This window comes from Pseudomonas tohonis (assembly GCF_012767755.2).
Lineage (GTDB): Bacteria > Pseudomonadota > Gammaproteobacteria > Pseudomonadales > Pseudomonadaceae > Metapseudomonas > Metapseudomonas tohonis.
In genome coordinates this window covers 4187757-4200873 of sequence record NZ_AP023189.1, presented here as the reverse complement: position 1 = coordinate 4200873, position 13117 = coordinate 4187757, and the positions used below count along the sequence as shown (strand labels likewise).

The following is a 13117-nucleotide window of genomic DNA, read 5'->3' as shown; positions in this document are numbered from 1 at the left end:
GTCCTCCTGGGAGCGACGGGGCTTGCGCGAGAGCACCAGGGTGCACAGCGCGGGCAGGAACAGCAGGGTTAGCAGGGTGCCGACCAGCACGCCGCCGATCAGCACGAAGGCCAGGGACGACCAGAACACCGAGAGTGTCAGCGGGATGAAGGCCAGCGCCGCCGCCAGGGCGGTGAGCACCACCGGGCGGGCGCGGCGCACCGTGGCTTCGATGATGGCCTCGCGCACCTCCTGGCCGGCCTCGCGGTTCTGGCGGATCTGGTCGGTGAAGATCAGCGTGTTGCGCATGAGGATGCCGCCGATGCCGATCAGCCCGAGGATGGCGTTGAAGCCGAAGGGCTGGTCGAACAGCAGCAGGGTCGGCACGGCGCCGATCAGGCCCAGCGGTGCGGTGGCGAAGACCATGAACATCACGCCGAAGGAGCGCACCTGGAACATGATCACCACCAGGGTCAGCAGGATCATGATCGGGAACAGCGCGGCCAGGGCCTTGTTGGCCTTGGCGCTTTCCTCCACCGGGCCTGCGATCTCCACCCGGTAGCCTGCGGGCAGTTGCGCCAGCAGCGGCTGCAGGTCGCGCCACACGGCCATTTCCACGTCCGGCGGCTGGGTGCCGTCGACGATGTCGGCACGCACTTCGAAGGTGATGTCGCGGTCGCGGCGCTTGAGCACCGGGTCCTCCATCACCGCCTGGAAGCGCCCGACCTGCTCCAGCGCCACGGACTGGCCGGCGGCGTTGGTCAGGGTCAGGTCGGCGAGGTTGCCGAGGTTCTCGCGCTGGTCGTCCAGCGCCCGGGCGATGACCAGCACGTTGCGGGTGCCTTCGCGCACCTCGGTGACGTTGTTGCCGGTGAGCAGGGCGTTGACCTGGCTGCGCACCTGGTCAGGGGTGAAGCCGAGCAGGCGCAGGCGGTCCTGGTCCAGCACCAGGCGGTAGGCGCTGGTGCGCTCGCCCCAGTCGAGGAAGCTGTCGCGGGTCAGGGCGTTGGCGGCCACCACCTGGCGCACGTCTTCGGCGATGCCGCGCAGCACGTCGGCATCCGGCCCGGCCACGCGGAACACCACGGGGAAGGGCACCGGCGGGCCGAACAGCAGTTGGGTGACGCGCACCCGCGCCGAGGGGAATTCGCCGGCGGCGATGCGCTCGCGCATGCGCGCCTTGAGGGCGTCGCGGTCCTGGGCGCTGGCGGTCTGCACGATCAGCTTGGCGAAGGCCGGGTCCGGCAGCTCCGGGTTCAGCGAGAGGAAGAAGCGCGGTGCGCCGCCGCCGACATAGGCGTCGACCATCTTCGTCTGCGGCTCCTCCAGCAGGGCCTTTTCAACCTGGGCGACCACCGCCTCGGTGGCCTTGAAGGCGCTGCCCGGCGGCATGTACACCTCGAGGATCAGCTCGGAGCGGTCGGAGTTGGGGAAGAACTGCTTCTTCACCGCGCCCATGCCCAGCACGCAGAGGACGAAGGCGCCGAGCACCAGGGCGGTGACCCGCCAGCGGTGTTCGACGCAGGCGCTGACCAGGCGGCGCAGGCGCGCGTACCAGGGGCCGGCGTAGAGGGCGTCGTGGCCGCCGGGAACCGGGGCGATGCGCGGCAGCATCTTCACCCCCAGGTAGGGCGTGAAGACCACGGCCACCAGCCAGGAGGCGATCAGCGCGAAGCCGACGATCCAGAAGATGTTGCCGGCGTATTCCCCGGCGCCGGAGCGGGCGAAGCCCACCGGCAGGAAGCCGATGATGGTCACCAGGGTGCCGGTGAGCATGGGCGCGGCGGTGGAGCTCCAGGCGAAGGTCGCGGCCTTCATGCGGTCGAAGCCTTCCTCCAGCTTCACCACCATCATCTCGATGGCGATGATGGCGTCGTCCACCAGCAGGCCGAGGGAGAGGATCAGCGCGCCGAGGGTGATGCGGTCGAATTCGCGGCCGGTCATGAGCATGATCACGAAGACGATGGACAGCGTCAGCGGCACCGCCGCGGCCACCACCAGGCCGACGCGAAAGCCCAGGGCGAGCAGGCTGATGAGCATCACCACGGCCAGGGCGACGAAGAACTTGAGCATGAACTCGTCCACCGCCAGGCGGATGTTCTTCGCCTGGTCGGAGACCTTGTCGAAGCTCACGCCCAGCGGCAGGTCGGCGTGGATGCGGTCTTCCTCGGCCTGCAGCGTGCGGTCCAGGTCGAGGCCGTTGAAGTGCGGCTCCATGATCACGCCGAGCATCAGCGCCGGGTCGCCCTGGTGGCGGATACGGTAGCTGGCCGGGTCTTCGTAGCCGCGGCTGACGGTGGCCACGTCGGCGATGCGCAGCACCTTGCCGCCGGCGGCGATGGGCACGTTCTCGATCAGCGCGAGGGTGTCGAAGGCGCCGTCGATGCGGATGTAGGCACGCGGCCCGGCGGTTTCGACGAAGCCGGCGGGGGAGACGCCGTTCTGCGCGGCCAGGGCGGCGAAGATCTGTTCCGGCTTGATGCCGAGGGTGGCCAGGCGCTGGTAGGAGAATTCGACGAACACGCGCTGGGCCTGCTCGCCGAGGATGTTGACCTTCTTCACCCCCGGCAGGCGCAGGAAGCCCTGGCGCAGGTCCTCGGCCATCTTCACCAGCTCGCGGTGGGGCAGGTCCTTGGCTTCCAGGGCGTAGAGGGCGAAGTAGACGTCGGAATACTCGTCGTTGAAGAACGGGCCCTGCACGCCGCGCGGCAGGCGGGCGGCCTCGTCGCTGAGCTTCTTGCGGGTCTGGTAGAACAGCTCCTGGATGTCGCCGGGGCGGGTGGATTCGAGGAACTGCACCTTCATCGAGACGAAGCCGGGCTGGGCGATGGTTTCCACGCGGTCGTAGAAATCCAGCTCCTGCAGGCGCTTCTCCAGGCGGTCGGCGACCTGTTCCTGCATCTCCCGCGCGGTGGCGCCGGGCCAGGCGGCGGTGACGGTCATGGTCTTGACGGTGAAGGAGGGGTCTTCGGCGCGGCCGAGCTTGCCGAAGGCGAAGACCCCGGAAAGGATCACCGCGATGATCAGGAACAGGGTCACCGCCGGGTTGCGTACGGCGATCTCGGAGAGGTTGAGGCCGCGCATCTCAGCGCACCTCGTCGTTCTGGCGGGCCAGCGCCAGGGCCTGGCCGGGCAGCAGGCGCACCTTGTCGCCTTCGTGCAGCAGGTGCGCGCCGAGGGCGACGACGCGCTGGCCGCTGCTCACGCCGCCTTCCAGCAGGGCGTATTCCTGGCCGAGGCGGGCGACCTTCACCGGGGCGAAGTGCACGCTGTCGTCCTCGCCTATGACCCAGACGCCGCTGCCGGCACCCAGGTTGTGCAGGGCGCCGATGGGCACGCGCAGCAACTCGGCCTGCTCGCTCTGCAGGCGCACGGTGATGGTCGAGCCGATGCTGAAGCGCTCGGCCGTGCCGTCGAGGATGTAGCGGGCGCGGTAGGTGCGGGTGACCGGGTCGGCGGAGGCGGAGAGCTCGCGCAGGGTGGCCTTGACCGCCTGCTCGCGGGCGTCGAAGGGGTAGGCGAGGGCGCTGTTGCCGGCCAGGGCGCGCTGGGTTTCCGGCAGGTCGATCACCGCTTCGCGGGCACCGTCGTGGGCCAGGCGGGCGACGATCTGCCCCTCGGCGACGACCTGGCCGCGCTCGGCGCGCACGTCGGTGATGATGCCGTCGCCGTCGGCCTTGAGGGTCGAGTAGCTGCGGCGATTCTGCACCTGGCTGGCTTCGGAGCTGGCGGCGGCCAGTTCGGCCTCGGCCACGCGCAGGTTGGTGGCGGCCTGGTCGAACACCTGGCGCGACACGGCGCCGGTGGTGGACAGGCGGCGGTAGCGGCTTTCGTCGTCACGGGCCTGGCGCAGTTGCGCACGGGCGGCGCTGACGCGGTTGTTGGCGGCGCGCAGGGCCAGGTCGAAGTCCTCGATATCCAGCACCAGCAGGGTGTCGCCCTTGGCCACGCGGGCGCCGGGGTCGACGCGGCGTTCGATCACCTTGCCGCCGACGCGAAAGCCCAGGTCGCTTTCGGTGCGCGCCGCCACCACGCCGGTGTAGGCGGCCTCGTGGCGGCTGGTGCTTTCCACCTGCGCGGCCAGGACCGGACGAGGCTGCGGGCCGCTGGCGGCGGCCCGGGTGTCGGCCTGGCTGTTGCAGCCGGCGATGGCCAGCAGCGCTGCCAGCAGGGCCAGGGGGCGGAGGTTCGGCGCGTGTCGGTTCATGGTCCTGCACTCTCGGGGATGCCTTCGATGGTTTAGATGATATGCGTAATATTATTGTCCGCATAGATGTCGTTCGTCATTTAAAAGGGCCGTGAGGCTCCGGGCCGGGACGGGTAGAATCCCCGGTCCTTTCCACGAGACGCCCCGATGCCCCTGCAGCCCGACGAACTCGCCAGTCTCAGCGCTACCACGCTGGACGATTACAACCAGAACGCCGAAGGCTTTCGCGAGAACACCCGCGACCACGATGTGAGCCAGAACATCGAGGCGTTCCTGCGCCATATCCAGGGGGCCGCGCCATTGGCCATCCTTGATCTCGGCTGCGGGCCGGGGCGCGACCTGCGCACGTTCCGCGCCCTGGGCCACGAGCCGGTGGGGCTGGACGGTGCAGAGCGCTTCGTCGCGATGGCGCGGGCGGATTCCGGGTGCGAGGTGTGGCAGCAGTCGTTCCTCGACCTGCAATTGCCGGCGGGGCGCTTCGATGGCGTGTTCGCCAATGCCACGCTGTTCCACGTGCCGGGGCAGGAGCTGCCGCGGGTGCTGCGCCAGCTGCGCGCGACGCTGAAGCCGGGCGGGGTGCTGTTCAGCTCCAACCCGCGCGGGGACAACCAGGAAGGCTGGAGCGGCAACCGCTATGGCGCCTGGCACGACTTCCCGGCCTGGAAGGCCCTGGTGGAGGCGGCGGGTTTCGTGGAGCTGGAGCACTACTACCGCCCGGCGGGCCTGCCGCGGGAGCAGCAGCCCTGGGTGGCGAGCGTGTGGCGCAGGAGCGCGGCGGTGGCCCCGGACTGAAGTCCGGGCTACAGGTGGGCCGGCGAGGTGCGACCCACCGTTCGTGGCGGGGTTACTTCGGTGCGGCGGTGGTGCGCAGGTAGGGCAGCTTGATGTCGATGGCGCCGTACTTCTCGCGGGCCTGGTCGTCGTTCAGCGCGAGGGCGACGATCACGTCCTGGCCCGTGGTCCAGTTGGCCGGTGTGGCCAGCGGCACGTTGTAGGTCAGCTGCAGGGCGTCGAGGGCGCGCAGCACCTCGGCGAAGTTGCGGCCCACCGACATCGGGTAGGTCATGGACAGCTTGAGCTTCTTGTCGGGGCCGATGATGAACACCGAGCGCACCGTGGCGGTGTCGGCGGCGGTGCGGCCATCGGGCAGGTAGGCCTCGGCGGGCAGCATGTCGAAGGCCTTGGACACGGCAAGGGACTCGTCGGCGATGATCGGGAAACTGGCGTCGGCGCCACAGAAGGCCTCGATGTCGCCTTTCCATTTCTGGTGCGCCTGGACCCCGTCCACCGATACGCCGATCACCTTGGTGCCGCGCTTGGCCCACTCGGCGGCCAGTTGGGCCACTGCGCCGAACTCGGTGGTGCACACCGGGGTGAAGTCCTTGGGGTGGGAGAAGAGGATGGCCCAGTCGGAGCCTATCCAGTCGTGGAAGCTGATGGCGCCCTGGTCGGTTTCGGCCCTGAAATCGGGGACCAGATCGTTGATGCGCAATGCCATGGGGGTGTCCTCCTGAAGTGGATGGCGGGCAGGTCGAGGGTGAGCGTAGACGGGTTTCACCAAGGCGCTATGCCTTTGCCGCAGGCTGCCGGCCGGGTTGGAGGCGCAGGTGTTTCAAGGGATGTACTCGCGCTCCGCAGGCAGCCTGCGCTGCGCTTCTTGCAGCTCCCCGGCCTGCACCAGGGCGTGGATGTCATGGGCCAGGCCGGTGACCTCGGTGATGCGCCGGATCCATTGCCCGACGTAACGCCGTGAAGCCTCCGGGCCCAGGCCGACCTGGATGGCGCGGTGGGGCAGGGGCTCGAGGTGCAGGTCGCGTTCCGGGGCCCACTGGATGCGCACGGGGGAGGCGTTCTTGATGCGCTCCCACTCTTCCTTGCCCTGGCCCGGCTCCGGATGGCTGGGGCAACTGTTGGCCAGGGCCCAGGCGAAACCTTCATGGCTGATGTCGATGGCGAGGATGCGGTTCTGCCCGGCGTCCTTCAGGCCCCAGCCGGAGCGGTACATCATCCAGAGGAAGGAGGGCTTTATCCAGGTCATGCGCTCCAGCTTGAACGGCGGCGAGACGAAGGTGCCGTGGGCCAGCGCGCTGTCGGCGATAACGTCCGGATAGGCCTGGTAGACGCGGATGGTGTGGACGTCGTAATGGGCCCTGATCTGCTTTTGTGGGATGGCCTGCATGGGGTCCTGCATGGGGGGTAAGCCGGGGTGATGGGGGCGGTGGCTCAGTAGAAGTCGTAGTAGAGCGCCCACTCGCCGCTGCTGCGGTGCTTCCAGAACATCAGGCTGCCGCTGTCCACGACGTTGAGGTTGATCTTCGCGTCGGAGGAGATCTGGAAGATGAATTCGAAGCCGTCCCCCGGGTCGATGCCCGATTGGCAGAAGGAGGGGTAGCCGCCGATCTTGTGGTCGTAGCAGTGGCTGACGATGTCGTAGTAGCTGCCGATCACGCCGGTGCGCTCCAGTTCGAGGATGCGCTCTTCCAGGTCCCCGGGCACGCCGCCGCCGTCCCACAGCGGGTAGTCCTCGTCCAGGCGTTCGGCCTTGAGCGGGAAGGGCTTGATGAAGGAGGCGGGATTGGCCAGTTCCTTGCGCTGCAGCGTTTCCTGGTGACCGTATTCGCGGATGAGCCAGTGGGCGCCCATGGGCTCCAGCGGCTCGCCGAACTCGGCGGAGATGAACAGGGTCAGCACCCGTACGTCCGCCAGCAGCGGGCTGCTGGTGGGCAGGCTGGGCAGGTGGAACTGGGCGAGCGGCAGCATCGCTTCCCCTGCCGCGTCGAGCGGGATGCCTTCGTCGGGGCGGAACAGGAAGACGCGGCCCAGCCAGCTTTCGTCGTCGGCCTGGGTGGGGCGGAAGCCGCCGGCGCCAAAGCGCGTGGCGGGGCGGGCCAACTGGTGGCGGATCGCCTGGATTTCGTCGTTGTCGTGCATCTGTCGTCCCTGACCGCTGGGGAATTTCGCGGCGCCTATTCTGCGGTGGCCCGGGCCGATCCGACTAGGCTTGCTTGCAGGACGAGGATGAGGCGAAGCGGATGGCCGTTCTGCGGATGGTTCTGGCGCTGGTGGCGGTCGCCTGCGGCGGTTGCAGCCTGCTGGAGGTGGACAGGGAAATGCAGCAGGCCCGCCAGGAGCTGGTGGTGGTGGCGGGGCGGCTGCTGGCCACGGATTCCGGGCGCAGCGCGCTGGTGGCGTTGCTGGATGGCAAGGGCGGCTTCGTCGCCTACCGCATCGTCGCGCCGGGCGAGGCCTTCTACTTCACCCAGGCGCCGGGTGACTATCAGTTGCTGGCCTTCGACGACCGCAACGGCAATTTCGCCCTGGATCGAGACGAGCCCCGCCACTGGTTGCCCCAGGCCCGCCACGCGCCGCTCACCGTGCAGCCGGACCTGGCAGAGCGCGAGCGCCTGGCGCAGCTCAACACGCTGGATCTCCAGGTGGTCGGCGACGCCGCCCCGCCCAGGCTCGACCTGCGCCTGGAGGTGCTCTACCGCGAGCAGCCGCGCCTGCAGCGCAACTACCTGCAGGTGGTGAAGTTCACAGACCCGCGCTTCGACGACCGGCACATCCAGCTGGGCGCCTGGCAACCGCTCAGCTTCATGCGCGAGGTGGGCTACGGCCTGTACCTGCTGGCGCCCTGGGACCCGGCCAAGGAGCCGATCATCCTGGTGCACGGCATCAACGCCTCGCCCCGTGACTGGCAGGCGCTGGCCGCGAGCCTCGACCTTACGCGCTTCCAGCTGGTGCTGTTCCACTATCCCAGCGGGCTGCCCCTGCGCAACAGCGCCTACATGCTCAGCATCGCCATGCGCGACATGCTCCTGCGCCTGGCACCCCGGCGGATGCACCTGTTCGCCCACAGCATGGGGGGGCTAGTGGCGCGGCGGGCGCTGCAATTCCTCGACGAGAACGAGGCGCGGCGCCTGTGCCTGTTCGCCACCCTTTCGACGCCCTGGGACGGGCATCCCTCGGCGGCCACCGGCGTGCAGCGGGTGCCGTTCGAGGTGCCGGTGTGGCGCGACATGGCACCGGGCAGCCCCTACCTGCGGGCGCTGTTCGCCAGGCCGCTGCCGGCGCACATCCGCCAGTGGATGCTGGTCAGCTACGGTGGCAACCGACGCCTGCTGCCGGAGCCGAACGATGGCGTGGTGCCGTTGGCCAGCGAGCTGCGCAGCGCCGCCCAGGATGAGGCCGGGCGCTTGTACCTGGTCGACGAGAGCCACACCGGCATCCTCCACAGCCGCCGCGCCACGGCGCTGCTGGAGCGTGCATTGCGGGAGCTGCCGGAGCAGGGCTGCGCGGACTGATCGCAGCGGTTGCACGCCATCGACTCGCCCTTGCGGACAGGCCCGAGGCAGCGCTATAAAGGCGGTCTGCATAGGGTAGGGGGGTATGCTATGGGGCACCTGAAATCCGACAAGGACGAACTGCTCAAGCGTGTCCGGCGCATCGCCGGGCAGGTCCAGGCCATCGAGCGTGGGCTGGAGGAGGAAATGGACTGCGGCAAGACCCTGCACCTGGTCGCCGCCACGCGCGGTGCGATCAACGGCCTGCTGGACCAGATCATCGAGGCCCATGCGCGTGAGCATGTGGCCCATCCGCACCTGAGCGACGAGGACCGGGCCCGGGGCCTGGAGGAATTGCTCGAAGCCATCCGTCGCTATTCGAAGTAGGAGCCGCCTCGATGAACAGCCACCCGGCCCATGACCACGTCTTCCTCGGCAGCGCCCACGACGAGAACGCCAGGCGCACCCTCTGGGTGGTGTACCTGACCTTCGCCATGATGGTGGTGGAGATCGTGGCGGGCTATTTGACCGGCTCCATGGCGCTGCTGGCCGACGGCTTCCACATGGCCACCCATGCCGGCGCCCTCGGCATCGCCGCCGGCGCCTACGCCTTCGCGCGGCGCAATGCGCGGAACAGTCGCTACAGCTTCGGCACCGGCAAGGTCGGCGACCTGGCCGGGTTCGCCTCGGCGCTGATTCTGGTCATCGTCTCCCTGGGGATCGCCCTGGAGTCGTTCATGCGCCTGTTCCAGCCGACCACGGTGGCCTTCACCGAGGCGGTGCTGATCGCGGCGGTCGGCCTGGGGGTGAACATCCTCAGCGCCCTGGTGCTATCGGGTGGTCACGGGCATCACCACCACGACCATGGGCATGAGCACGGCCATCACCCTCATCACGGCGCGGACAACAATTTCCGCTCCGCCTACCTGCACGTGCTCGCCGACGCGCTGACATCAGTCCTGGCCATCGCCGCGCTGCTGGCCGGGCGCTACCTGGGCTGGGTCTGGCTCGACCCGGTCATGGGGCTGGTGGGGGCGGTGGTGATCGGCAAGTGGGCCTTCGGCCTGATCCGCGACAGCGCCAGGGTGCTGCTCGACGTCACCGACAACCCGGTGGCCGAGGAGATCCGCGAGCTGCTGGGCGCCGATGCGCGCATCCGCATCGTCGACCTGCACGTCTGGCAGGTCGGGCCGCAGGCGCGGGCGGCCATCGTCAGCGTCGTCGGCGAGGGGGTTACCGCCGACGAGGTGCGCGAGCAGTTGCGCCCGGTCCACGAGGTGTCGCACCTGACCGTGGAATGCCTGCCCGCCTAGCGGCGCCCGGCGTCCCGGGCTGAAGCCCGGGCTACGGGTCAGGGCTCGGCGTCGAGGTTGGCCTGCACCCGGGCCAACAGGTCGAGCAGCTGCTGGCATTCCTCCGCGCTGAAGCCCTCCACCGCGACCTTGTTCAGGCGCCGGCCCTGCTGTCGCACCTCCTGGTGGAGGGCCGTGCCCGCTGCGGTGGGATAGAGGCGGATGCTGCGCTTGTCGGCCTCGTCGGCCTTGCCTTCCAGCAACGCCTTGCCGCGCAGCGCCTGGATCAGCCGGGCGATCTGCGCCTTGTCGCGCCCGGAATGGTTCACCAGCTCGCTCTGGGTCGCTCCCGGGTGGCGGGCGAAGAAGTTCAGCGCCTTGAATTCCATGTGGGTGAGGTCGTGGTCACCGTCGCGCAGCGTGCGGTACTGGCGGGCGCGGTAGAGGTGCATGACGGAGTGGATGGACTCGAAGACGTCCTCGGCGGTATCGGTGCTCATATGGTTGACAATATCAACTAGTGGTTTTTATGATCGTTGATGTTATCAACCATATCCTGCGAGCAACAGCCCATGGACCAACCCGTACAGACCCGCCGCGTGCAGCGCGTGCGCCACGAACTGCGCCGCCGCGAGCTGGATGTGCTCCGCGTGGAGCGCATCAGCCCCCATTTCATGAGCGTCACCTTTGGCGGTGACGGCCTGGTGGACTTCGTTTCCGCCTCCTTCGACGACCACATCAAGTTCATGTTCGTGGACGAGCAGGGCGATTTCGTCCGCCGTGACTACACCCCGCGCCGCTTCGACCCGGAGCGCCGCGAGCTGATCCTCGAGTTCGCCCTGCACGGCGAGGGCGGTGCCTGCGAATGGGCCGAGCGCGCGCAGCCGGGCGACTCCGCGCTGATCGGTGGCCCGCGTGGCTCGATGATCATCCCCCTGGACTACGACTGGCACCTGCTGGTGGGCGATTCCAGCGCGCTGCCGGCGATCCACCGGCGCCTGGAGGAGCTGCCGGCCGGCACTCGCGTCAGCGCCATCGTGCAACTGGCCGAGGCCGACCGCCGCGACTTCCGCAGCGCTGCCGATCTCGATCTGCAGTGGGTGAACACGCCGGAGGAACTGGTCGCGGCCGTGCAGGCCCTGCAGCTGCCCGCTGGCGAAGGCTACGCCTGGGGTGCCGGCGAGCACGGGATGATGACCCGGGTGCGTGCCCTGCTGGTGGAGAAGGGGCAGCCGAAGGACGCCATGCGCGTTGCGGCCTATTGGCGGCAGGGGTTCTCGGACCACCATGAGGGCCTGGAGGGCTAGGCGGCGCTGTCGATGGGTTTCGCTGTGCTCTACGCCATCCTACGAAGAGCAGATAGCAGATGACGGGTCAGGCTTCGGGCCAGTCGACGCGCTGCACTTCGGCGGTGAGCCGGTCGAGGTTCTGTTCGTTGGCCGGCAGCACGAAGGCGGCGATCTGTTCGCGGTGTTCCGCGGTGTCGAACACCTGCTGCCAGCCCACGCGCGTGCCCTTGCCCTCGGAGGCGAGGGTGATGGTCAGGACGAAGTGGTGGTTGTCGTCGGAGAGGTGTTCGATCAGCACACGCCCGGGCGTGATCTCGCGGAAGACGTTGTGATTGGGGTAGTCGGTGCCGTCCGGGCCGTGCAGGGTGAAGCGCCAGTGGCCGTCGGGGCGGAATTCGAAGAGCTCGAAGGTGCTGCTGAAACCGTTGGGCCCCCACCAGCGGGCGAGGTGCTCGGGGCCGGCGATGGCACGGAATACGCGGGCCGGCGGTGCGTCGATCAGCCGCGAGGTGGTGCATTCGCGGTGGGCGGTCGGGGATGCGCTGCTGCTCATGGGGCGGGCCTTCGCTCGGCTGGGGCCGCCCGGAAGCCGGGCGGGGAGCGGCAAGCATAGCCCCGCGATCAGCCCTCGTTGCGGCGGATGAAGGCGGCCTCGTAGTCGCGGCTGGCGCTGGAGACCTTGGGGTTCATCAGTGCCGAGCGGACCTTCTCGTAGTCCTCGTAGGGCAGGCCGGCGCGGTTGAGCATCTCCAGGGAGAACTGCCTGACCTCGGCATCGGTGTACGGGCGCGGCTCCGGTTGGCTGGCGCAGCCGGCGAGGATGAGGGTGGTTGCGGCGAGTGCGATGGCGAGCAGGCGATTCATTTCGGGCCCCTTGGGGTGGCGTTGTCCTTTGATGGAGCAAAGGTTATCCGCGGCCCCGGGGGCGGAAAAATCACCCACTTCGATAATGACTATTGCCTGAGTGGCAACGGTGCCGATCAGCCCCGGCCGCCGCAGGCCGGACCCTGGGCGGAGAAGCGTTCGGCCAGGCCCTGCTCGCGGAAGGCTTGCACCACATGGTCGATGAATACACGGGTCTTGGCCGGCAGCAGCTTCTGCGCGCTGAAGTAGATGCACAGCGGGTCGGTCTGCACGTGCCAGTCGGGCAGTACGCGCTGCAGTTCGCCGCGCTCGATGAAGTGCACGGCGTGGACGGTACTCACCAGGGTGATGCCCAGGCCCATGCGCGCGGCGTGGCAGGCGGCCTCCGGGTCGCTCATCAGTGCGCGGGGGCGCAGGTCGATGGGCGCCTGGTCGCCGGCCTCGTTGAGCAATACCCAGTTGCGCACGCGACCGGTCTGCGGCGAGCGCAGGAGGATGCCGTCGTGCTGGGCGAGGTCCGCCGGCACCTGCGGACGTGGCCGGTCGTCGAAATAACCGGGGGCGGCCAGCAGTACGCGATGCCCGGGGCCGATCTGCCGGGCGATCACCCCCTGGGGCAGCTCGAAACCGCCGCCGATGCCAATGTCGAAGCCTTCGCCGATGAGGTCCACCTGGCGGTTGTCGAAATGCCAGTCGGGGACGATGGCGGGGTAGCGGGCGAGGAAGTCGGCCAGCAGCGGCACGATGTACTCGCGACCGAACATCAGCCCCATGCTCACCTTGAGGTTGCCTGCCGGCTGGCCGCCGGCACTGGCGAGGTTGGCCACCGCGCCCTGGATGGTGGCGAGGCCGCCGCTGACCTCGGCGAGGAAGCGCTCGCCGGCTTCGGTCAGTTTCAGGCTGCGCGTACTACGCTGGAACAGTCGTACCCCCAGCCCGGTTTCCAGTTTCGCCACGTTCTTGCCGACCGCCGCTGGCGTCAGGCCCAGGCGCCGTGCGGCCTCGGCAAAGCTGCCGGCCTCCGCGCTGCGGACGAAGCATTCGATGCTGTTGAGGGTTTCCATGGTGTCACCGTAAACCGTTTGGATCGAAAGAATAGACGGATTGCCGGCTTATCGGTTGGCAATCCTGCGCTGATACTGGCCACGTCATCGAGCAGCCGCCAACCGGCCAAGCCGAATCCCACTACAGACGATTGGAGAA

General features: G+C 68.7%; 13 protein-coding genes and 1 pseudogene. 5 read left to right on the top strand and 9 right to left on the bottom strand.

All coding sequences use genetic code 11. From position 1 onward, the window contains the following. Positions 1-21 precede the first annotated feature (21 nt). Positions 22-3063: pseudogene (locus HSX14_RS19015) on the bottom strand (efflux RND transporter permease subunit); the annotation flags it as partial. A gap of 1 nt (position 3064) precedes the next feature. Then, positions 3065-4186: an efflux RND transporter periplasmic adaptor subunit gene (locus HSX14_RS19010; RefSeq protein WP_173178290.1), complete on the bottom strand. Its 1122-nt coding sequence runs from the start codon at positions 4184-4186 to the stop codon at positions 3065-3067. 147 nt (positions 4187-4333) lie between these two features. On the opposite strand from HSX14_RS19010, the gene HSX14_RS19005 reads away from it, so the two are divergent. Beyond that, positions 4334-4978, top strand: coding sequence for a class I SAM-dependent methyltransferase (locus HSX14_RS19005; RefSeq protein WP_173178289.1), 645 nt, complete (start codon positions 4334-4336; stop codon positions 4976-4978). Between the two features lie 52 nt (positions 4979-5030). Here the strand turns inward: HSX14_RS19005 and HSX14_RS19000 are convergent, their stop codons facing one another. The 3 genes from HSX14_RS19000 to HSX14_RS18990 form a co-directional block, all read right to left on the bottom strand. Next, complete coding sequence (locus HSX14_RS19000) at positions 5031-5684, bottom strand: peroxiredoxin (RefSeq protein WP_173178288.1); 654 nt, start codon at positions 5682-5684, stop codon at positions 5031-5033. Positions 5685-5798: 114 nt separating this feature from the next. Next, a complete protein-coding gene (locus HSX14_RS18995; RefSeq protein WP_173178287.1) occupies positions 5799-6365 on the bottom strand; it encodes a DUF4291 domain-containing protein in 567 nt (188 codons plus the stop codon). A 44-nt stretch (positions 6366-6409) separates the two neighbouring features. After that, a complete protein-coding gene (locus HSX14_RS18990) occupies positions 6410-7117 on the bottom strand; it encodes a DUF1963 domain-containing protein (protein WP_173178286.1) in 708 nt (235 codons plus the stop codon). A 101-nt stretch (positions 7118-7218) separates the two neighbouring features. Between HSX14_RS18990 and HSX14_RS18985 the strand changes: the two genes are divergently transcribed. From HSX14_RS18985 to dmeF, 3 genes are all read left to right on the top strand, one after another. Further along, positions 7219-8490, top strand: coding sequence for an esterase/lipase family protein (locus HSX14_RS18985; RefSeq protein WP_173178285.1), 1272 nt, complete (start codon positions 7219-7221; stop codon positions 8488-8490). Between the two features lie 90 nt (positions 8491-8580). Then, positions 8581-8856, top strand: coding sequence for a metal/formaldehyde-sensitive transcriptional repressor (locus HSX14_RS18980; RefSeq protein ID WP_173178284.1), 276 nt, complete (start codon positions 8581-8583; stop codon positions 8854-8856). An 11-nt stretch (positions 8857-8867) separates the two neighbouring features. Then, positions 8868-9782: a CDF family Co(II)/Ni(II) efflux transporter DmeF gene (dmeF, locus tag HSX14_RS18975; RefSeq protein WP_173178283.1), complete on the top strand. Its 915-nt coding sequence runs from the start codon at positions 8868-8870 to the stop codon at positions 9780-9782. Positions 9783-9820: 38 nt separating this feature from the next. On the opposite strand, the gene HSX14_RS18970 is transcribed toward dmeF, so the two are convergent. After that, a complete protein-coding gene (locus HSX14_RS18970) occupies positions 9821-10261 on the bottom strand; it encodes a MarR family winged helix-turn-helix transcriptional regulator (protein ID WP_173178282.1) in 441 nt (146 codons plus the stop codon). 72 nt (positions 10262-10333) lie between these two features. Here HSX14_RS18970 and HSX14_RS18965 point away from each other — a divergent pair, with 72 nt between their 5' ends. After that, on the top strand, positions 10334-11068 hold the full coding sequence (locus HSX14_RS18965; RefSeq protein ID WP_173178281.1) for a siderophore-interacting protein: 735 nt from the start codon (positions 10334-10336) through the stop codon (positions 11066-11068). Between the two features lie 67 nt (positions 11069-11135). Here the strand turns inward: HSX14_RS18965 and HSX14_RS18960 are convergent, their stop codons facing one another. The 3 genes from HSX14_RS18960 to HSX14_RS18950 all read right to left on the bottom strand — a co-directional run bounded on the left by HSX14_RS18960 (position 11136) and on the right by HSX14_RS18950 (position 12978). Further along, on the bottom strand, positions 11136-11603 hold the full coding sequence (locus HSX14_RS18960; RefSeq protein WP_173178280.1) for an SRPBCC family protein: 468 nt from the start codon (positions 11601-11603) through the stop codon (positions 11136-11138). Between the two features lie 68 nt (positions 11604-11671). Next, positions 11672-11914 carry a hypothetical protein gene (locus tag HSX14_RS18955; RefSeq protein ID WP_173178279.1) on the bottom strand — a complete coding sequence of 81 codons (243 nt, stop codon included), beginning with the start codon at positions 11912-11914 and terminating at the stop codon, positions 11672-11674. Positions 11915-12030: 116 nt separating this feature from the next. Beyond that, positions 12031-12978 carry a LysR family transcriptional regulator gene (locus HSX14_RS18950; RefSeq protein WP_173178278.1) on the bottom strand — a complete coding sequence of 316 codons (948 nt, stop codon included), beginning with the start codon at positions 12976-12978 and terminating at the stop codon, positions 12031-12033. Positions 12979-13117 lie beyond the last annotated feature (139 nt).

Excerpts from the sequence above, each read along its gene's own strand:
- HSX14_RS19010 (WP_173178290.1), bottom strand. The coding sequence starts at position 4,186 with ATGAACCGACACGCGCCGAACCTCCGCCCCCTGGCCCTGCTGGCAGCG.
- HSX14_RS19005 (WP_173178289.1), top strand. The coding sequence starts at position 4,334 with ATGCCCCTGCAGCCCGACGAACTCGCCAGTCTCAGCGCTACCACGCTG.
- HSX14_RS19000 (WP_173178288.1), bottom strand. The coding sequence starts at position 5,684 with ATGGCATTGCGCATCAACGATCTGGTCCCCGATTTCAGGGCCGAAACC.
- HSX14_RS18995 (WP_173178287.1), bottom strand. The coding sequence starts at position 6,365 with ATGCAGGCCATCCCACAAAAGCAGATCAGGGCCCATTACGACGTCCAC.
- HSX14_RS18990 (WP_173178286.1), bottom strand. The coding sequence starts at position 7,117 with ATGCACGACAACGACGAAATCCAGGCGATCCGCCACCAGTTGGCCCGC.
- HSX14_RS18985 (WP_173178285.1), top strand. The coding sequence starts at position 7,219 with ATGGCCGTTCTGCGGATGGTTCTGGCGCTGGTGGCGGTCGCCTGCGGC.
- HSX14_RS18980 (WP_173178284.1), top strand. The coding sequence starts at position 8,581 with ATGGGGCACCTGAAATCCGACAAGGACGAACTGCTCAAGCGTGTCCGG.
- dmeF (WP_173178283.1), top strand. The coding sequence starts at position 8,868 with ATGAACAGCCACCCGGCCCATGACCACGTCTTCCTCGGCAGCGCCCAC.
- HSX14_RS18970 (WP_173178282.1), bottom strand. The coding sequence starts at position 10,261 with ATGAGCACCGATACCGCCGAGGACGTCTTCGAGTCCATCCACTCCGTC.
- HSX14_RS18965 (WP_173178281.1), top strand. The coding sequence starts at position 10,334 with ATGGACCAACCCGTACAGACCCGCCGCGTGCAGCGCGTGCGCCACGAA.
- HSX14_RS18960 (WP_173178280.1), bottom strand. The coding sequence starts at position 11,603 with ATGAGCAGCAGCGCATCCCCGACCGCCCACCGCGAATGCACCACCTCG.
- HSX14_RS18955 (WP_173178279.1), bottom strand. The coding sequence starts at position 11,914 with ATGAATCGCCTGCTCGCCATCGCACTCGCCGCAACCACCCTCATCCTC.
- HSX14_RS18950 (WP_173178278.1), bottom strand. The coding sequence starts at position 12,978 with ATGGAAACCCTCAACAGCATCGAATGCTTCGTCCGCAGCGCGGAGGCC.